The 20,026-nt window shown below is 65.9% G+C and carries 12 protein-coding genes; 10 read left to right on the forward strand and 2 right to left on the reverse strand.

The features are described 5' to 3' along the window. Positions 1 to 571: 571 nt before the first annotated feature. The 9 genes from VAE54_RS06880 to VAE54_RS06920 all read left to right on the forward strand — a co-directional run bounded on the left by VAE54_RS06880 (position 572) and on the right by VAE54_RS06920 (position 12,961). Entirely contained in the window at positions 572 to 985 is a 414-nt protein-coding gene (locus VAE54_RS06880) for a hypothetical protein (protein WP_322801209.1), read from the forward strand. A 137-nt stretch (positions 986 to 1,122) separates the two neighbouring features. Then, complete coding sequence (locus VAE54_RS06885) at positions 1,123 to 2,805, forward strand: cellulase family glycosylhydrolase (protein WP_322801210.1); 1,683 nt, start codon at positions 1,123 to 1,125, stop codon at positions 2,803 to 2,805. Positions 2,806 to 3,046: 241 nt separating this feature from the next. Further along, complete coding sequence (locus VAE54_RS06890) at positions 3,047 to 4,060, forward strand: LacI family DNA-binding transcriptional regulator (RefSeq protein WP_322801211.1); 1,014 nt, start codon at positions 3,047 to 3,049, stop codon at positions 4,058 to 4,060. A gap of 41 nt (positions 4,061 to 4,101) precedes the next feature. After that, the gene (locus tag VAE54_RS06895) at positions 4,102 to 5,562 is read left to right on the forward strand and encodes an extracellular solute-binding protein (protein WP_322801212.1); all 1,461 of its coding nucleotides are present in this window, start codon (positions 4,102 to 4,104) and stop codon (positions 5,560 to 5,562) included. A 100-nt stretch (positions 5,563 to 5,662) separates the two neighbouring features. After that, positions 5,663 to 6,571, forward strand: a complete 909-nt coding sequence (locus VAE54_RS06900) for a sugar ABC transporter permease (protein WP_322801213.1) — start codon at positions 5,663 to 5,665, stop codon at positions 6,569 to 6,571. After that, positions 6,568 to 7,395 carry a carbohydrate ABC transporter permease gene (locus VAE54_RS06905; RefSeq protein ID WP_322801214.1) on the forward strand — a complete coding sequence of 276 codons (828 nt, stop codon included), beginning with the start codon at positions 6,568 to 6,570 and terminating at the stop codon, positions 7,393 to 7,395. Before VAE54_RS06900 ends, VAE54_RS06905 begins: the two co-directional genes overlap by 4 nt. A 121-nt stretch (positions 7,396 to 7,516) precedes the next feature. Then, positions 7,517 to 8,602, forward strand: a complete 1,086-nt coding sequence (locus VAE54_RS06910; RefSeq protein WP_322801215.1) for an ABC transporter ATP-binding protein — start codon at positions 7,517 to 7,519, stop codon at positions 8,600 to 8,602. A 36-nt stretch (positions 8,603 to 8,638) separates the two neighbouring features. Then, positions 8,639 to 10,072, forward strand: a complete 1,434-nt coding sequence (locus VAE54_RS06915) for a CehA/McbA family metallohydrolase (protein ID WP_322801216.1) — start codon at positions 8,639 to 8,641, stop codon at positions 10,070 to 10,072. Positions 10,073 to 10,126: 54 nt separating this feature from the next. Continuing rightward, positions 10,127 to 12,961 (forward strand): alpha-mannosidase, encoded by a 2,835-nt coding sequence (locus VAE54_RS06920; protein WP_322801217.1) that lies wholly within the window; start codon positions 10,127 to 10,129, stop codon positions 12,959 to 12,961. 85 nt (positions 12,962 to 13,046) lie between these two features. Here VAE54_RS06920 and VAE54_RS06925 read toward each other — a convergent pair whose 3' ends face one another. Continuing rightward, positions 13,047 to 14,069 carry a dihydroorotate dehydrogenase-like protein gene (locus VAE54_RS06925; protein ID WP_322801218.1) on the reverse strand — a complete coding sequence of 341 codons (1,023 nt, stop codon included), beginning with the start codon at positions 14,067 to 14,069 and terminating at the stop codon, positions 13,047 to 13,049. Between the two features lie 106 nt (positions 14,070 to 14,175). After that, on the reverse strand, positions 14,176 to 17,763 hold the full coding sequence (gene nifJ, locus VAE54_RS06930; protein WP_322801219.1) for a pyruvate:ferredoxin (flavodoxin) oxidoreductase: 3,588 nt from the start codon (positions 17,761 to 17,763) through the stop codon (positions 14,176 to 14,178). Positions 17,764 to 18,067: 304 nt separating this feature from the next. On the opposite strand from nifJ, the gene VAE54_RS06935 reads away from it, so the two are divergent. Continuing rightward, on the forward strand, positions 18,068 to 20,023 hold the full coding sequence (locus VAE54_RS06935) for an immune inhibitor A (RefSeq protein ID WP_322801220.1): 1,956 nt from the start codon (positions 18,068 to 18,070) through the stop codon (positions 20,021 to 20,023). The last annotated feature ends 3 nt before the right edge of the window (positions 20,024 to 20,026 follow it).

Here is a 20,026-nt window from a genome sequence, read left to right on the forward strand (position 1 = left end):
TCGGGAGCCGAGGGCGTCGATCGGCCCTGAAAGGTTGCTGTCTGGAATTATAGCATCCTTACAGGAGGTGAAGGGAGAAGGTGGGGGGGACACCCCCCGCAGGGGGCTTTTGCCCCCTGCATCCCCCGATCTCTTGGAACATTGAAAAGCCCCGTGAGCGGGGCAGGGAAGGGACGGGAGCAAAAAAGCCCGCTGACCCAAGAAGGCGGATCGTTACGGGGCCCGCCCTCCGGAGGGCTCCGCTGCATAAGCCCTGGGCCTGTCAAACCCACCCCCATGCTGTTTCGGGAAGATATAGAACCATCTTCGTTATAATATAAAATTATTTCCGCCTTATAATGTCATTATTTACCAAATAATTAGGTTTATAATTGCCAATTTTGCGCACTTATTAATTTGATTTGATGAACAGATGCGGGTTGTCATTGGGATGGATCGCCGAAGTAGAATGTAGAAAAACGCGGTCTCATCTCCTGCGGCCTTCGGGCTGTGGGAGGGAAAAGCGGGTCATTTGCTTAGAGGATCCGGTTGGTCCCGATCCGGAATCCATCCGCTATCCTGGGAGGCCTGGATGTATCCAGAAAGTGAGATCCTGTTCCCACCGCGCTGTATCCCTTTGCTGGCGGAGGCCCGGGGGAAGGCCTGGAAGGCGCTGGTGCGCCGGGTGGCCCGGTTGCCGGAGGATCACCCGGACACCCTGGCGCTGTCCTTAACAGTGATCCGGCTGGCGGGATGTCTGACCTGTGATATGGACAGCTATCGGGCTTCCCTGGGTTGCGCTGCGTGTTCCCAGCGCGCAGTGGCCGGTTTCAAGGGCACCGATGAGCAATTGATCCGCCGTTTTGAGGAGGCCCGGGAGGAGATCGAGGCCTATTTGAACCAGGGAACGCCTCTCCCCGCCAGGCGGAAGGCGATTTCCCGAAAGGCCCGGGCCAAGGCCTCCTCGAAGGCGGCCCGATCGTCTGGAACCTCCAGGAAGCGATAGACGCGATTGCCTTTCGCCTCCACCTGAGGGCCTCCTCCCGGGCTCATCGTAGAGAGAGGCGATTCGGCTTTTCAGATGCGGATGTCCTGGAGTTTCCTGCCGGCGCGCCGCCAGTTCCTGCCGGAGGGAATCCCCGGATGCCTCGACGCCGGTTCATCCTCTCCTGGATCCTTCTGCTCCTGATTCCCTGGGGAGCCCCCTGGGCTTTCTCGGCGGGCATGGCCTGGGCCTATGAGGTGACCGGGGAGGAAAACCCGCTGGCCCGTCTGCGTGGGGTTCTCCATTACCTCACGAACCCCCTGCGTCCGGCGCTGCAGCTGGCCTCCGATGGATCCATTCCCTACACGGATGATCCCCCGTTTGGGGTGAACACTTTCCTGGAGCAGGAAGTGGAGCCGGAGAAGCGGGAGCGGACCGTGCGCATGATCGCCGAGGCCGGCTTCCGCTGGATCCGCCAGGAGTTCCCGTGGGCGGACATCGAGATCCATCGGAAGGGGGATTTCGAGGACCGCCGGCATATCCCCTATCGGTCGGCCTGGGAGAAATACGATCACATTGTGGATCTGGCGGGGCGCTATGGCCTGCGCCTGATCGTGCGGCTCACCAGCCCGCCGGCCTGGTCGCGCCACGATGGGGAAGCCCGGGGCGCTTTCGCCCCTCCGGACAACCCCGAGGATTTCGCCGATTTCGCCGAGGTGGTGGCCCGGCGCTATCGCGGGCGGGTGTTCCACTATCAGATCTGGAACGAGCCCAACATCGCCCCTGAGTGGGGATCCTGCCCGACGTGCGCCGTGGATCCGGAAGCGTATACCGATTTGCTCTGTCGGGCCTATCGACGGCTGAAGGCGGTGGATCCTCGCATCGTGGTCATCGCGGGGGCGCTGGCGCCCACCCTCTCCCTGAACCCCTATCCGCCCAATGGGATCAACGATGTGGTCTTCCTGGAGCGGATGTATCGGGCGGGGGCGGGAGCCTGCTTCGATGCCCTCTCCGTCCAGGGATACGGCCTCTGGTCCGGCCCCACCGATCGCCGTCTCCGGCCCTATGTCATCAACATCAACCGGGCCCTCTACATCCGGGATGTCATGGTGCGCCATGGGGACGCCCACAAGCCGATCTACATCGCGGAGATGGGCTGGAACGCGGTGCCGGACGAGGTGGGAGACAAGCGCTTCGGCCAGGTGACGGAGGAGCAGAAGGCGCGCTACCTGGTCGAAGCCTTCGAGCGGATCCGGCGGGAGTGGCCGTGGGTGGCGGTGGCCAACGTGTGGTTTTTCAAGCGGGCCTCCGATCGGGAGCGGAACCAATCGTTCTACTATTTCAGCATCGTGGAGCCGGACTTCACCCCTCTTCCGGCTTATGAGGCCCTGAAAGCCTATCTCCGCCAGCCTCCCCGGATGGATCCGGGGGCGCACACCGCGGCCCACTGGGCGCTGCGCTGGGAAGGCCCGTGGTCCGAGAGCGGGGAAGGGGTTCGCCGGGGCCTTCCGGGAGCCCGGGTCGGGTGGACCTTCTATGGGGGCCGGTTGCGTCTGGAGGGGACCAGCGAGGCGGGGGGCCGCCTGCGGGTGGAGATCGACGGCGGCCCGCCCCGTTTCTTTGCCCTGAACGCCGGGAGCTGGTCGGTGGAGCTTCCTCTGGCGGTCGGGGTGCACGCCGCCCGGGTGACCGTAGAGGCTGGCCCGGTGGCCCTCGCGCGCATCCGCGTGGGGCGGGGCGGAGAAACGCTGCCGCCGGCCCTCGGCCTGGGATGGCTCGCTCTGGTGATCGGATGGGCCCTCCGCCGGAACGCCCGCTCCCGTCTTCAGGATCGCATGTGACACGCCACGAAGGGGCCGGCCTCCCCTTCTTTCAGCGCGGGCTTCTGCCGCATGCAGATCTCCTGGGCAATGGGACACCGGCTGGCGTATAGGCAGCCGTCGTGAAGATTCCCCAAGGCCAGAGCGCGCATAAAACCCCCTCTCTGATCTCCGATCCCCTGAGCTAAGAAAGGGACTCTCTTGACAGGCGAACACGATATCCATATAATTAGGCTAAATTTTCGCACACGTGTGCACCCCCATGCGCGTGACGATCAAGGACATCGCCCGGGCGGCGGGGGTGAGCCATACCACGGTCTCCCGGGCGTTGCGGGATAGCGAGGAGATCCACCCGGAGACCCGGGCGCGGATCCGGGCCATCGCCGAGGCCCTGGGGTATCGGCCGAACCCGGTGGCCCGGGCCCTCCAGGGCCGTCGCACCCAGACGCTGGGCGTGGTGGTCACCCGCCTCAGTGACCCCTTCCACACGGAGGTGGTCCAGGGGATCGAGATGGTCGCCCAGGCCCGTGGCTATGGGATCCTCCTCAGCCTGTCCCACGAGGATCCGGAGAAGGAGCGCGCTATCGTGGAGCTCCTGGCCGCCAAACAGGTGGACGGCATCATTGTGGCCGCTTCCCGCCTCGGAAGCCGTTACCTCCCTATGCTGGAAGCCCTGCAGATCCCCATCGTGCTGATCAACAGCCACCAGACGGGGCCGTATGTCTATTCGGTGGCTACGGATAACGTGCACGGTGGATATCTGGCCGCCCGTTATCTGATCGGCCTGGGCCATCGGGCCATCGCCTACATCGGCAGCCGTCGGGGCGGGCGCAGCAACCAGGACCGCTACCGCGGCCACCGGCAGGCGTTGCGGGAGGCGGGGCTGCCCCTTCGCCCGGAGTGGGTGGTGAAGGGAGACGGTCGGGTGGAGGGCGGCGAGGCGGCCATGCGCCGGCTGCTGGAGGCCGATCCCCGGCCCACGGCGGTGTTCTGTTACAACGACCTCACGGCCATCGGCGCGCTGAAGGCCGCCTTGCGCGCTGGCCTGCGGGTTCCCCACGATCTCTCCATCATCGGCTTCGATGGGCTGGAGGAAGGAACGTATGTGACCCCGATGCTGACCACCGTGGCCCAGCCCCGGCGACAGCTGGGCCGGCTGGCCGCAGAGATGCTCCTCGAGATCCTGGAGGGCCGCCCCTCCCCGAAGCATATCCTGCTTCAGGGGACGCTGATCGAGCGGGAGTCCTGCGGGCCGCCGCGTGAGGCGGGGCCCTGAATCCAGAAGATGGAGAGAAACTCTGTGTAAGGGAGGTCGCCATGAAACGCGCGATCGGTTCCGCCCTGTCGTGGATGGCTGTTGTGGTCCTCCTGGTCGCCGCGTGTGCGCCGGCGGCCACGCCGACGCCTACCCCCACCGCCGCCCCGCCGCCCACGCCGGCTCCCAGCCCCACCCCTGCGCCTTCCCCCACGCCCGCCCCCGTGGAGATCTCCATCACCTGCCGCTGTGTCAAAGGTGGGGTGAACGCCAATCTCGTGAAGTGGCTCACCGAAACGGTGATCCCCGCTTTCGAGCAGCGGATGGCCGCCCAGGGGACCCCGGTGAAGGTCCGGCTGGTGGAGTTCGGGGGCAGCGATGAGGAGCTGAAGGCGCAATACGCTCTGGACCTCAAGGCCGGCAAGGGGCACGATGTGATGGCCTTCGACGGCTTCTGGACGGCGGAGTTCGTCGCTGGCGGCCTGATCAAGCCGCTGGATGAGATCGCCGGCCCTGAGGTCAACCAGTGGGAGGGCTGGTCCCATATCCCGCAAACGGTGCAGGCCCTGTTGATGTATCAGGGCAAGCGCTACGGCATCCCCACCGGCACCGACGTCCGGGTGATCTGGTATCGCAAGGATCTCTTCAAGCAGGCCGGCCTGCCGGAGAACTGGCAGCCGACCTCCTGGGAGGACATCTTCGCGGCCGCCCGGCAGATCAAGAAGGCCCTCCCCGGTGTGACCCCCATGCAGGTCAACGCCGGCACTGCGATGGGCGAGGCGACCACCATGCAGGGCTTTTACCCCGTGCTGCTCTCCGCTGGCTCCTTCATCTATGATTGGGACAAAAACAAGTGGATCGTGCGCAGCCCGGCGATGCTGGACGCCCTGAATTTCTACAAGCGGGTCTACCTCGATGAGAAGCTGGGCGACCAGCGCCTCCAGCTGATCAAGGAGGGTCGCAACCAGTCCTTCGCCCTGTTCCGGGATGGCAAGATCGCCATGCTGTGGGAGGGCGATTTCTTCTGGCGCTCGGTGCTCAACCCGGCCGCCAAGTCTGAATGGGCGATCCCCAACCGGGACGAGGTGGTGGGCTGGGCGAAGATCCCCGCGAAGGAGCCCGGCAAGGGTTACCGGGGGCAGGACTTCGTGACCATCTCCGGCGGCACTGGCTTCATCCTCAACCCCAACACCAAGCATCCGAAGGAGGCCTGGGCCTTCCTGTCGTTTATGTTCAGTAAGGAGATGTTGATGGAGTTCCAGAAGATCGAGCCGCGGATCCGGGCCCGGGACGACGTGCCGGTGACGGGCGACCCAGTGATGACGGAGCTGGCGAAGCTGCTGCCGCTGACCACGGTGCGCCCCATGCTCCCGGTCTACCCGAAGGTCTCCCAGGCGGCGCAGCTGGCCACCGAGCGCGTGGTCTCCGGCGAGATGACCCCTGAGCGGGCGATGGACGCTTACGCCCGTGAGGTGACCGACCTGGTGGGCCCGGACAACGTGCTGGATCTGATGCCGCGGTGAGGATATCTGATCCGCGTGGGGCCGGTGGGAGGGGTGTCTGGAGCGGGGCGCCCCGGGCGCCCCGCTCCCCTTCGCTGGATTTCCCGGATGGAGGTGATGGGTGACCCCGCGCCGTCCGATCCTCTCGATGCAGGTTGGGGTGCTGTTCCTGCTTCCCGCCATGTTCTTTGTGGCGGTTTTCCTCGTATTCCCCTCCTTCTGGGTGCTCTGGATCAGCCTCACCAACCAGACCCTGACCGGCGAGGCCGCGCTGCGGCCCCAGTTCGTCGGCCTGGCGAATTTCCAGGCCCTCTTCGATTTTGAGAACTGGATGGTCCGGGGCTATTTCGGCAACGCCCTGCGCAACAGCGTGCTCTTCGTCATCGGCTCCGGCCTGATCGGCCAGGCGGGGCTGGGGCTGGCCATCGCCTGGGCTTTTTATCGCCGGCGGGGGCTGTTGCGGGAGCTGGTGTATACCCTGGCGATCCTCGCCTGGATCATCCCCGATGTGGTGGTCGCCTTCATGTGGGTCGCCTATCTGGATCGGGATCAGGGGACGCTGAACGCCGTCCTCTCGGCGCTGGGCCTGGGGCGGGTCGACTGGCTGATCGAGCGGCCGTTGCTTTCGATCATCATTTTCAACACATGGCGGGGGACGGCCTTTTCGATGCTGTTGTTTTCTTCGGCGCTGGCCACATTGCCGCCTTCTTACCTGGAGGCGGCTGCAGTGGCGGGCGCCCGTCCATGGCAGGCCTTTCGGGACATCATCCTGCCCTCCATCCGCAGCCACATCCTCACCGATCTGGTGCTGATCACCCTCTGGACGTTCAATACGTTTACGCCCTATCTGATCACCGCCGGCGGCCCGACGTTCCGCTCGGAGGTGGTTTCGATCTACACCTTCCGCATCGCCTTCCAGAATTTCGAGTTCGGCCGGGGGGCGGCCGTGGCGGTGGTGATGATGATGATCAACCTGGCCCTCGCCCTGGTCTATCTCTCCACGCTGCGCCGGGAGGCCCGCGCCCGATGAAGACGGTCCGCAGTGTGCTCTCGCGCATCGGGTTTTCGCTGTTCGCCGCGCTGGTGGGGGCTTTCTTCGCCCTGCCCATGCTCTGGCTGCTGCTGGCCCCCTTCAACGCCCGGGGGACGCTGGCGGTGGAGCTGCCGCGCCCGTTCACCCTGGCGAACTTTGAAGCTGTCTTCGCCAACACCTTCGCGATGCGCGCGCTGCTCAACAGCATGCTCCTCGCCGGAGGAACCATGCTCACCGTCACCCTCACCGCGACCCTGGCCGCTTACGCCCTCTCCCGCGCGGAGGTGCCCTATTATGATCTGCTGACCTACGGGCTGATCCTGTTCTCTTCGGTGGTCACCGGAACGGCGGCCATGGTCCCCATCTTTCTTCTGGCCAACGCCCTGGGGCTGGTGGACACCTATATGGGGGTGATCCTGGCGTTCACGGGGGGGCTGTTGCCCACAGCCATCTTCATCCTGCGGGACTTCGTGGAGGGCCTTCCGCGTTCTTATGAGGAATCGGCGATGGTGTGCGGGGCGACGCCGTGGCAGATGGTGCGGGATGTGGTGATGCCGCTGTTGCGGCCGGGGATGATGGTGGTGGGGATCTGGGCCTTCGTGCAGGTGTGGGGGGCGTTCCTCATCCCCTTTGTGCTGTTGCGGACCCCGGAGCGCATGCCTGCGGCGATCGCGATTTATTCATTCTACACCGAGGCCGGCACGCCCATCCTCACCCTCACCTCGGCCTACGCGCTGCTCTACGCTCTGCCGGTGCTGGGCCTGTATCTCTTTGTGAACGCCCGCTACGGGTTCCGGTTCTTCGGCGGGATCAAACGGTGAGGAGCCGATCGAATGGAACCGCTGCGCGCTCCCATGGGGCAAAGCGAAGCGGGGCAGGCAAACCGGTAGCATCCGATGTTGGAGGTGCCGGACGCAGATTTTTGAGGAGGCAAGGCCTGCGATGGCGCGGATCCGGCTGGAAGGCGTGACGAAGGTTTTCGGGACAGTGGTGGCGGTGGACGATCTGACGCTGACGATCGAGGATGGGGAGTTCTTCGCCCTGCTGGGGCCTTCCGGGTGCGGGAAGACCACCACGCTGCGCATGGTGGCGGGTCTGGAGCGTCCCACCCGCGGGCGGATCTTCATCGGCGAGCGCGATGTGACGGATCTCCCCCCGCAGTCCCGGGATATCGCGATGGTCTTTCAGGATTACGCCCTTTACCCGCACATGACGATCCTGGAGAACATCGGTTACCCGCTCAAAGTGCGCCGTTACGCCAGGTCCGAAATCCAACGCCGGGTCCGGGAGGTGGCGGAGGTGCTGCAGATCGCGGACCTCCTGGATCGGCGGCCGGGGCAATTGTCGGGCGGGCAGCAGCAGCGGGCTGCCGTCGCCCGGGCCCTGGTCTATCCGCCGCAGGCCTTCCTCTTCGATGAGCCGCTGAGCAACCTGGACGCCAAGCTCCGTCTCGAGGCGCGGAGCTTCCTCAAGCATCTCCAGAAGTCCCTGGGCATCACCACGATCTACGTGACCCATGATCAGGCGGAAGCGATGGCGCTGGCCGATCGCATCGGGGTGATGGATCGAGGGCGCCTGCTGCAGGTGGGAACGCCGATCGAGATCTACCGGCGGCCTCGCAACACCTTCGTGGCGACCTTCATCGGCAGCCCGCCGATGAATCTGCTCCGCTGCCGCTTCCAGCGGGCGGAGGCGGTGCTGATCCTGGGGGATGGGCAGGCGCTCGCCCTGGGAGAGCGGGCGGAGGCCGTGCGGGAGGTTTTCCGGGATGGGGAGACGCTCTGGCTGGGCGTTCGGCCTGAACATCTCTCCCTGGCGGAAGGGCCCGGGCCGACCCATCTCGCCGCCCGGGTTTACGCCGTGGAGCCCCTGGGGGTGGAAACGCTGGTCACGGTCCAGGCAGATGCCCAGCGGATCGCCATGCGCCTGGCTGCGGAGGAACCGCCGGTGCTGCAGGAGCAGGTCTGGGTGCATGTGCCCATAGCCCGGGCCCTCTTTTTCCGGGAGAGCGGGGAGCTGGCGTTGTGAGGGTCGACGGAATACTCCGCTGCGAGGGAAGCGCCGATGAGGACGTTGCTGCACTGGGAGGGCCAGTTCACGCCAGCCGATAAGGCGGCCTCGGATTATGTGCTGCTCCCCTTTGAGGTTCCGCCCGGAGTCGCCCGCCTGGAGGTCCGCTATGTCTTCGAGGGCCAGGGCCGGCCGGACAGCCCGAATGTGATCGACATGGGCCTGTTCGATCCGCGGGGGGCGGATTTCCTTCGGGCGGAGGGCTTCCGGGGATGGAGCGGAAGCGCGCGCAGCGAGGCGATCCTGACCCCCCGCTCGGCCACGCCGGGCTACCTGCCCGGGCCGCTCTTTCCGGGCCGCTGGCATGTGATCCTGGGGCTTTACCGGATCGCGCCGCAGGGGTGCGCCTGCCGCGTGATCGTGGAGGCCTCCGAGGAGGAGGGCGAGCTGCCCCATCCCCCTCCGCCGCATATCGGCGGATCGCCCTCCCCCACGGCGCCGGCCGGCGATGGGGAAGCCGGATGGCTGCGGGGGGATCTTCAGAGCCACAGCCACCACAGCGATGCCCCGGGTTCCCTGGAGGATCTGATCGAGTCGGCTCGCCGGCGCGGCCTGGACTTCCTGGCGGTGACGGAGCATAACACGGTCAGTCATCTTCCGTATCTTCAAGCCTGGAGCAGGCCGGATCTCCTCCTGATCCCGGGGGAGGAGGTGACCACCTATTACGGCCATATGAACGCGTGGGGGATCTCTCACTGGCTGGATTTCCGATGTCGGACCGCGGAGCAGCTGCGGGCGGTGATCGATGCCGCCCACGCGATGGGGGCGCTGGTCTCCATCAACCATCCCAAGACCGATGGACCGCCGTGGGAATATCCTACGGATCTCCCGGTGGATGCCGTGGAGGCGTGGCAGGGGCCGTGGCCCCTGCGGAACCGGGAATCCCTGGCGTTCTGGGATCGGCTGTTGCGAGCCGGGCACCGGGTGACGGCCGTGGGCGGCAGCGATAAGCATCAGGACCGGCCCGGCGAGGGGACGCCTTTCTATCAGGTCGGCCATCCCACCACATGGGTCTACGCCGCGGCGCGGACGGTCCCGGCGATCCTCGCCGCCATCCGTTCCGGCCGGGTGGTGATCACCGCCGATGTGGACGCGCCATGGCTGGAGCTCACGGCGGAGCGTCGGGATCGCCGCTGGATGGTGGGCGACGAGGCACCGCCCGGCCCGCTCCGGATCCGTTGCGTGGTGCGGGAGGGAAAGGGCCTGTATCTGCGGCTGCTCTCCCGGCTCGGCGAGCAGGCCTTCCTCGCCATCGACCGCTCGCCGTTTGAGTGGACGACGGAGCTGGACCTGAGGCCGCATGGCTATGTGCGGGCGGAGCTGCGAGGGGTCCGGCATTTTGAGGAGGAGACGCCGGACGATCTGCCGATGGTGGCGATGACCAATCCCATCTGGGGACCGGCAGGCTGGTTTGAGGAAGAGAAATGAGAAGGCTGGGGTGGCCGTCCTCATATAAGAAGGCTCTACCCACTGGAGGCGTTTATGGACCCTGAAGCCTTCATCGTCACTCATACCCACTGGGATCGCGAGTGGTATCGCCCCTTCCAGGCTTTCCGCTACCGTCTGGTGGACCTGCTGGAGCAGGTCCTGGAGACCATCGAACGCGATCCGGCGTTCGCGGGGTTCCTGCTCGATGGCCAGTCGGTGCTTCTGGAGGATGTGCTGGCCATCCGCCCGGATCTGGAGCCCCGGATTCGGAAGGCGGTAGAGGCGGGCCGGCTGTGGATCGGGCCGTGGTATATCCTGCCGGACGAGTTCCTGGTGAGCGGCGAGTCCCTCATCCGCAACCTGATGATCGGGATCCGGATCGCCCGCCGCCTCGGGGGATGGATGGCCGTCGGCTACACGCCGGACCCGTTCGGACATGTGGGGCAGCTGCCGCAGATCCTGCGGGGGTTCGGGATCGAGGCGGCGGTCTTCCAGCGGGGCCTCGACGATCAGCCGACGCTGCTCTGGTGGGAAGCCCCCGATGGCACCCGCGTTTTCACCGTGTATCTCCGGGACGGTTATGGGAACGCCGCCTGGATCCCCGAGGACGCGGAGGCCCTCGCCGTCTATCTGAAGGTTCAGGCGCTCTCCCTGGCGCCGCATACCCCCGTTCCCCTGGTTTTGTTGATGAACGGGACGGATCATCTCTTCCCGCATCCCCAATTGAGCCGCTGGCTCCATGCCGCTCAGGAGAATCTCCCGGACCTGCGCCTGCGTCACGCCTCCCTGGAGGATTACATCAGGGCGGTGCGATCGGCCCTGGGCGGGAAGGCAGAGGACCTTCCGGTGGTCCGGGGGGAGCTGCGCTCCAGCAAACGCCATCCGGTCCTCCCCGGGGTTCTTTCCACCCGGATGTGGATCAAGCAGCGCAACGCTCTCGTTCAGGTCTGGCTGGAGCGCTATGCGGAGCCGCTGCTGGCCTTCGCTTATGGGATCTGCGGCCTGGACCGGCGTCCCTTCCTCCTGGAGGCATGGCGGCTTCTCCTCCAGAACCATTTCCACGATTCGATTTGTGGGACCGGCGTGGATGAGGCCCATGAAGACATGAAGCCGCGCTTCGATCACGCGGAGCAGATCGCCCGCCTCGTCAGTCAAGAGGCGATCCGTCGCCTTCTCCAGCCGGCGCGGGTGGGACCCCCATCCGGCTGGCTGGCCTCGGATCCGGCCTCGATGGACCAGACCCTCATGGTTTACAACCCCATCCCCGGCTTCGCCCGGGGTCCTGTGGAGATGATTCTCCCGGCGCTCCCGTCGGGTTTGACCTATCGCCTCCTCACCGAAGAAGGGGAGGAGATCCCCATGTTTGAGCTGGAGCGGGAAACGGGCGATCGCGACGAGTGGGTGGTGAACCCCGAGGGGTGGCCAGAGTTCCTGAACCGGCTGCTCTGGATCCATGTCGGTCGATACGCCGCGAAGCGCGTGTGGGTGGATCCGCCGGGACGGCGGATCTGGGCGGAGTGGGCGGATGCTTCCGCGGATATGGATCATTCGATTATCTCCGCGGTTTTCGAGATCGGCCGCCGGCTCCAGGAAACACAGCCGGGGATCTCCGCGCCGTGGACGGTATCGGCGGTCATGGGAGGATCTTCCCGCTGGGTCTTCGAGGCCTCGCAGCTTCCCGGGGTGGGCTTTCAGCCGTATCGGCTGCAGATCGTGCCGGGCGAGCCGCGGCGGATCCCGCGGCAGGCGCGGGAGGAGCCGTTCATCGAAAACGAGTTCTTCCGGCTGGCTGTCCATCCGGAGGATGGGACGTTCGATCTGGAGGATCGGAGGACCGGCCGACGCTGGTCCGGCCTGAACCGGCTGGAGGATGAAGGGGATGCGGGGGATGTTTACAACCACGAGCCCCTCGAGGAGGATCAGCGGGTGGACCGGCCAGTGGAGCCGCCGCGGGCCCGGGCGTGGGAGGAAGGGCCGCTGGGACAGTGTCTGGAGGTGAAGCTTCGGTATGAGATCCCGGCCGGTCTGCGTCCGGATCGGAGGGGGCGGTCCGGGGAAAGGATCTCCCTGCCGGTTACCGTGCGGGCCTGGCTCCGGCCGGGGGTTCCCCGGGTGGATCTGGAGACGACCGTGGAGAACATGGCCACCGATCATCGGCTGCGCGCCGTCTTTCCCACCGGGATCCGGTCGGAGATCTGGGTCACGGAGAGCGCCTTCGACGGTGTGGTTCGCCCGGTGGGCCTGGCCATCGCGCCGGAGGAGACCTGGGTGGAGCAGCCGGTTCCCACCGCGCCCCAGCAGGCCTTCGCCTTCGTGGAGGATGCATCGGGAGGGTTCCTGGTGGTGAACCAGGGCCTTCCGGAGATCGAGGCGCGGAAGGATCCGGAGGGACGGGTGGAACTGGTCCTCACCCTGTTGCGGTGTGTGGGCTGGCTGTCGCGGGGGGATCTGCGCTCCCGGCGGGGCCATGCCGGGCCGCCGCTGCCCACGCCCTCCGCGCAGATGATCGGGCGATGGACCTTCCGTTACGGCCTGATTCCCTTCCTGGATCGCTGGGAGGCCATCCGGGAGGCCCAACGGTTCCTGGCGCCTCCCATGGCAGTGGCCGGGCCCGGCCAGCTCCGGGAACGGTCGTTCATCCAGGTGGAACCGGCGGCCTTCGTCCTGACGGCCGTGAAGGCCCCTGAGGAGGGAGAGGGGTTGATCGTGCGCGGCTACAACGCCTCGGAGCAGCCTCTGGAGGTCCGCTTCACCCTCTGGCGTTCGATCCGGGAAGCCTGGCGGGCCGATTTGATGGAAACCTCTCGGGAACCGCTCCGGCCGGATGGCTCCTGTCTCCGGGTTTCGGTGCGGCCGAAGGAGATCCTCACCGTGCGCTTCTTTGTGTAGGGCAGGCGGTTGTTCCCCTCGCGCCGCTTGTGGCGCGGGGCTATCCCGTTGTTCCAGCTCCAGCCAACCGTGTAAGCCTGGGGTTTTATGGCCGATGAAACTTCTGCCGGTGGCGCCACGCAAAGGAGCTGAGCACCCGCATATAATTCGCCCGCTCGTAAGCGGCGGGATTCGCGACCCGCTGGCGACTCATGCTCCCCTGCATCTGCGCGATCGAAACATACTCGTGTTCTTCCATCCAGCGGCGGATATCCTCCAGGAGCTGCTGCACATACTTGGGGCCGTGACGCAGCAGGGCGGAGGCCATGGTCACCGCTTTCGCCCCCACCATCATCGCCTTCAGCACATCCTCGGCCGTGTGGACGCCGCCGGTGATCGCCAGGTCCAGTCGCACCTGAGGATACAGGATGGCCACCCAGCGCAGGCGCTCGCGGAGCTCATGGGAGGTGCTGAGCACCAGGTTGGGGACCACTTCCAGTGTCTCCAGGTCGATATCCGGCTGATAGAACCGGTTGAACAGCACCAGCGCTGCCGCCCCGGCCTCTTCGAACCGTTTCGCCATGTAGGGCAGGGAGCTGAAATAGGGGCTCAGCTTTAAGGCCACCGGGATGCGCACCGAGGCGACCACATCCCGCACCAGCTGGAGGTAGTTTTCCTCTACAGTCTGGCCGGTTTCCTCCGGGGAAGTGGGCAGGTAATAGAGGTTAAGCTCCAGGGCGTCTACCCCTGCTTCCTCCATCAGACGGGCGTATCGGATCCATCCCCCGGTGGTGACGCCGTTGAGGCTGGCGATGATCGGGATGGAGAGGGCTGCCTTCGCCCGACGGATGTGCTCCAGATAGCCCTGGGGCCCCATATGGTAATCCTGCAGGTCCGGGAAATAGCGCAGGGCCTCGGCGAAACTCTCCTCGCCGTAGGAGAGCCCATCATCCAGCATCTCGCTCTCCCGGGCGATCTGCTCCTCAAAGAGCGAGGGCAGCACCACAGCGGCGATCCCGGCCTCCTCCAGCCGGCGGAGCGTGTCGAGATCCTCGGTCAGAGGCGAGGAAGAGGCGATGAGGGGGTTCTTCAGGTGCATGCCCAGATAGCGGGTGGAGAGATCAACCATTGGAGGTCCTCCCGATCCAGCGATTTCCATGGGAGGCCGGGCCAGCCGCCAGGGATGGCCGGCCCGGCCTCAAAGAATCCTGGAGCGCCTTGGGGCAGAAACATCGCTACCGGGGGGAAGGACCGCCCCCGTTGTGTCCATCGAGCTGCATCTGGGCCAGGGCTTCATAGATCCGCCAGCGGAAGCGGATGTCAGCTTCTGCCTCCTCCAGCAGCTCCTCGGCGATCTCCGGTCGGCTGTGGAGCAACATCGTGAAGCGGGTCTCGTTATACATATACTGGGACAGCGGGAGGCTCGGCGGCTTGGAGTCGATCTGGAGCGGATTGAGGCCCTCTCGCAGCCGCCGCGGGTCATAGCGGATCAGCGGCCAGTAGCCGGAGAGCACCGCCCGCTTCTGCTGCTCCATGCCGTAGCGCAGGTCGTAGCCATGGGCAATGCAGTGGCTGTAGGCGATGATCAGGGATGGCCCCTCATACGAGTCGGCCTCCAGGAAGGCCTTCAAGGTGTGGGTGTCGTTGGCCCCCATCGCCACACGGGCCACGTAGACGTTGCCGTAGCTCATGGCCATCAGGGCGAGATCCTTCTTGGGGCCGCGCTTGCCGCCCGCAGCGAACTTGGCCACCGCCCCCCGCGGGGTGGCCTTCGACATCTGGCCCCCGGTGTTGGAGTAGACCTCGGTGTCCAGGACCAGGATGTTCACGTCGTAGCCCGAGGCCAGCACGTGGTCCAGGCCGCCGTAGCCGATATCATAGGCCCAGCCGTCGCCTCCGATGATCCACACGCTCTTGCGCACCAGGGCGTCCGCCACGGCGAGCAGATCACGGACCTCAGGGGAGTCGGGCAGTTGCCGCAGGCGGGCTTTCAGCCATCCCACCCGCTCCCGCTGCGCCCGGATCCCCTCCTCTGTGGATTGATCGGCGTTCAGCAGTTCCTCCACCAGGGCCTCGCCGATCTGGGCGCTGAGCCGCTTGAGAAGCTCCTGCGCGTATTCCCGTTGCTTATCTAGGCTCAAACGCATCCCCAGGCCGAACTCCGCGTTGTCCTCAAACAGGGAGTTGGACCATGCCGGCCCGCGCCCTTCCCGGTTGTAGGTCCACGGGGTGGTGGGGAGGTTGCCCCCATAGATGGAGGAACATCCGGTGGCATTGGCGATCACCAGGCGGTCGCCGAACAGACGGGTGAGCAGCGAGAGGTAGGGCGTCTCCCCGCAACCGGCGCAGGCGCCTGAGAACTCGAACAGGGGCTCCAGCAGCTGCACATCCTTCACCTGGCTGATGTTGACCCGCAGCCGATCCACCTCGGGGAGCTGGAGGAAGAACTCCCAGTTCCGGCGCTCAGCCTCCCGCCGCGGGGCCTGAGGCCGCATGTTGATGGCCTTGCGGCTCACATCCGACTTGTCCTTGGCCGGGCAGACCTCCACACACAGGGCGCAGCCGGTGCAATCCTCCGGGGACACCTGGATGGTGTAGGCCATATCCTTGAACTCTCGCCAGCGGGCCGGAGCGTGCTTGAAGGTAGGGGGGGCGTCCGCGAGCAGGGCCGGATCGTAGACCTTGGCCCGGATCACCGAGTGGGGGCAGACCATCACGCATTTGCCGCACTGGATGCACAGATCGGGCTCCCAAACCGGGATCTCCTGGGCGATGTTGCGCTTCTCCCACTTGCTGGTCCCGCTGGGCCACGTGCCGTCCGGCGGGAAGGCGCTCACCGGCAGCAGATCCCCCTCGCCGGCGATCAGGCGGGCGGTCACCCGCTGCACGAACTCCGGCGCCTCGGGCGGCACCGGCGGGCGGCGGTCGAAGGAACTGGTCACCCGACCGGGGACCTTCACCTCATGGAGGTGCTGCAGGGCGGCGTCCACCGCGGCGAAGTTCTTTTCGACGATGGCCTCGCCCCGCTTGCCGTAGGTCTTGACGATGGCCTCCTTGATCTTCGCCACCGCCTGCTCCAGGGGCAGGATCCGGGTCAGGGCGAAGAAGCAGGTCTGCAGGATGGTGTTGATGCGCGGCCCCAGCCCGTGCTCCCGCGCGATCCGGTAGGCGTCCACCACGTAGAAGCGGAGATTCTTCTCGATGATCGCCTGCTGGACCGAGCGGGGGAGGTGATCCCAGACCTCCTCCGGCCCGTAGGGACTGTTGAGCAGGAAGATCGCGCCGGGCTCAGCGACCTGGAGCACATCCATGCGCTCCAGGAAGCCGAACTGATGGCAGGCCACGAAGTTGGCGCGGCGGATCAGGTAAGCGGAGCGGATAGGCCGCGGGCCGAAGCGGAGGTGCGAGACTGTCACCGAGCCGGACTTCTTGGAGTCATACACAAAGTAGCCCTGGGCGTAATAGTCGGTCTCGTCCCCGATGATCTTGATGGAGTTCTTGTTGGCGCTCACCGTGCCGTCGGCCCCCAGGCCGTAGAAGACCGCCCGCACGGTCTCTGGATCCTCCGTGGAGAAGGAGGGGTCGAACTCCAGGCTCGTGTGGGTTACATCGTCGCAGATCCCCACCGTGAAGTGGTTCTTCGGACGCTCCTTCGCCAGCTCGTCGAAGACGGCCTTGACCATGGCGGGGGTGAACTCCTTGGAGGAAAGCCCGTATCGCCCACCGATGATCCGTGGCATCTGGCGGAACGGCGCCATCCCCGAGGCCATGGCCTCCGCCACCGCGGCCACCACGTCCAGGTAGAGGGGCTCCCCGGCGCTGCCCGGCTCCTTCGTCCGATCCAGCACGGCGATGGCCTTCGCCGTGGGCGGCATGGCCTGGATGAAGTGCTCGACCGAGAAGGGCCGGTAGAGGCGCACTTTGATGATCCCCACCCGCTCGCCCCGGGCGTTGAGATATTCCACCGTCTCATGCGCCACCTCCGCCCCCGAGCCCATCAGCACGATCACCCGCTCGGCCTCGGGATCCCCCACGTAGTCGAAGAGATGATAATGGCGCCCGACCAGACGGGCGAGGCGATCCATCGCGTTCTGGACGATGGTGGGGCAGGCCCGGTAGTAAGGGTTGACGGCTTCCCGGGCCTGGAAATACGTGTCGGGATTGTGCGCCGTGCCCCGGATAAAGGGATGATCCGGGGAGAGCGCGCGGGCCCGATGGGCATAGATCCATTCCTCATCGATCATCGCCCGCAGATCCTCCGGGGTGAGCAGCTCGATCTTGTTGATCTCATGGGAGGTGCGGAAGCCGTCGAAGAAGTGCAGGAAAGGGACGCGCGACTCCAGAGTCGCTGCGTGGGCGATCAGCGCCAGATCCTGGGCCTCCTGGACGGAGCCGGAGGCCAGGATAGCGAAGCCGGTCTGGCGGGCGGCCATCACGTCGCTGTGATCGCCGAAGATGGAGAGCGCATGGGTGGCGATGGTGCGGGCGGCCACGTGGATCACCAGGGGGGTCAGCTCCCCGGCGATCTTATACATATTGGGGATCATCAGGAGCAGGCCCTGGGAGGCCGTGAAGGTGGTGGCCAGGGCGCCAGTCTGGATCGCGCCGTGAATGGCCCCGGCGGCCCCGCCCTCGCTCTGCATCTCGATCACCTTCGGCACTGTCCCCCACAGGTTGGGACGTCCTTTCGCGGCCCATTCATCCGCCAGTTCCCCCATGGGGGATGAGGGGGTGATGGGATAGATCGCAATGACCTCGCTGAGCTGATAGGCCACGTTTGCCACGGCCTCGTTTCCGTCCACCGTGACCATCGGGCGAGCCATGAGCAAACCTCCCGCACATTGCAAGTTGCGGAGGCCTGAGGGCCCAGAAGGGGCGTTCGGATCGACTTTCTTACACTATAATCTGAACCTGAGCAGGCGACGGGTGTCGATCTTCAGGAATTCGGGGTGCTTTCGCTCATATCGTGGGCGTCCGGGGCTTTCCCGTTGGAAGGTTGCGTGATGGGGCTCGTCGTCAGACCAGGATGGGCGGAGTTCCCTGGATGGGTCCCTGGGGGCCTCCCATGTCGGTGGGGGCGGCGTTATGATAAAGGCGTGGCTGGACGTTCCCCTGGAGCCTCCGATGATGCGAACAGAAGTATTCCGATGGGTTCTTCTCACGCTGGTCCTGAGCGGGATGTGCGGGCACCGGGAGATGCCCGGCAGGATCCCCTCACCCGAGAGCCCGGCCGCCACACCGATGCGGAGGCCGTCCCCTTCTGGGGATGTCCGCGCGGAGGAGACTCTCCAGGCCCTCCAGCAGGTGGATCCTCCGGTGCGGGATCTTCGGGATCTGGCGGTGCGATATCTCGGTCTTCCCACCGATACGCCTGAGACAGCCTGCCGGCCGGAGCGGGATCTTCCTATCGGCGCCCGGCGATCCTTCCTCGTCTCTAACCCGGACACGAACGAAACTTTCACCGTCACCGCCGTCTTGCGGGCGAAAACCCCCCACCTCTACCTCTGGGTGGAGGAAGGGCGGACGGTGGATCCGGCGGACTTGCGGGCGGCGGCCGAAACTTTCGAGGGGAAGACTTACCCCACCGTCCGCGCGTTTTTCGGAAGTGAATGGACGCCCGGGGTGGATTGCGATCCCCATCTCTTTGTCCTCCACGCCGGCAGGCTGGGAAGCGTGGCCGGCTACTACGCCAGCAAGGATGAATTCCCCCGGGCGGTGCGGTCCGATTCCAACGAGGCGGAGATGTTCTACATCAACCTGGATGCCGTGCGCGTCCGGTCCGATTTCTACCATGGGGTGCTGGCCCACGAATTCCAGCACATGATCCACTGGCACCAGGATCGAAATGAGGAGACCTGGCTCAACGAGGGGGCTTCGGAGCTGGCGGCTTTCCTCACCGGCTTCGATGTGGGTGGCTTCGAAACGGCCTTCTTAGCCCGCCCGGACACCCAGCTGAACGCCTGGGGGACGCAGGAGGAGGGGAACGCCGAGCATTACGGCGCTGCTTTTCTCTTCCTCGAATATTTCCTGGAGCGTTTCGGGGAGGAAGCCACCCGGCGCCTGGTGGCCCATCCGGAGAACGGCTTGGCCGCGGTGGACGCCGTGCTGCGGGAGATCGGAGCCGAAGAGGATGCCGATACCCTCTTCCTGGAATGGGTCGCGGCGAACTTCCTGGATCACGCGGAGCCCCCTTCTGGACCGCGCTACCGGGCCTTGCGGCTTCCGGAGCCCCGCCTGGCCGCCCGGGTGCGCCGTCTTCCCGAGGAGATCCGGGACACGGTGTTCCCTTACGCCGCCGATTACATCGAGCTGCCGGCCGGGCAAAGCCTGGCCCTCGCCTTCCAGGGCTCCATCACTCTTCCTTTGATCGCCGCTTCTCCCTTCGAAGGGCAGCGTTTCTGGTACGCGGTGCGGGGAGATGACAGCAATCCCCGGCTGACCCGTCCGGTGGACCTGCGGGGGGTATCCCGGGCCACCCTGCGCTATCGGATCTGGTATGATCTGGAAAAGGATTGGGATTACGCTTACGTCAGCGTCTCCACCGACGGAGGACGCCGCTGGACGCTGCTGCAGGTGCCCTCCGGGACCAGCGCGAACCCGAATCACAACAACCTGGGGTGGGGCTACACGGGCGTGAGCGGCGGCGGGGAACAGCCCCGCTGGATCACCGAGACGGTGGATCTCACGCCCTACGCGGGGCGGGTGATTCACCTGCGCTTTGAGGTGGTCACCGACGACGCCGTCAACCGTCCCGGGGTGGCCCTCGATGCCATCGAGATCCCGGAGATCGGGTTCTGGGATGGAGCCGAAGGGGAGGCCGGGTGGGAGGCCGAGGGGTGGGCCCGGGTGTCCTCCCGGGTGCCGGTTCGCTTCGCCCTCCAGATCCTCCGCCTCCGGAAGGATGGGGAAGCGCAGGTGGAGCGATTGCCCTTGAGGGCGGATGGAAGCGGGGCATGGCTGATCGAAGCCGGGCCCGATCGGCGGGTGGTGCTGGCGATCGCGGCCTTGGCGCGGTTTACCACGGAGCCCGCCCCCTATACGGTGCGGGTGGCGCTCCCGGAGAGCGTAGGAGGGCGGCATTGAGTG

The sequence above is a fragment of the Thermoflexus sp. genome (assembly GCF_034432235.1).
Lineage (GTDB): Bacteria > Chloroflexota > Anaerolineae > Thermoflexales > Thermoflexaceae > Thermoflexus.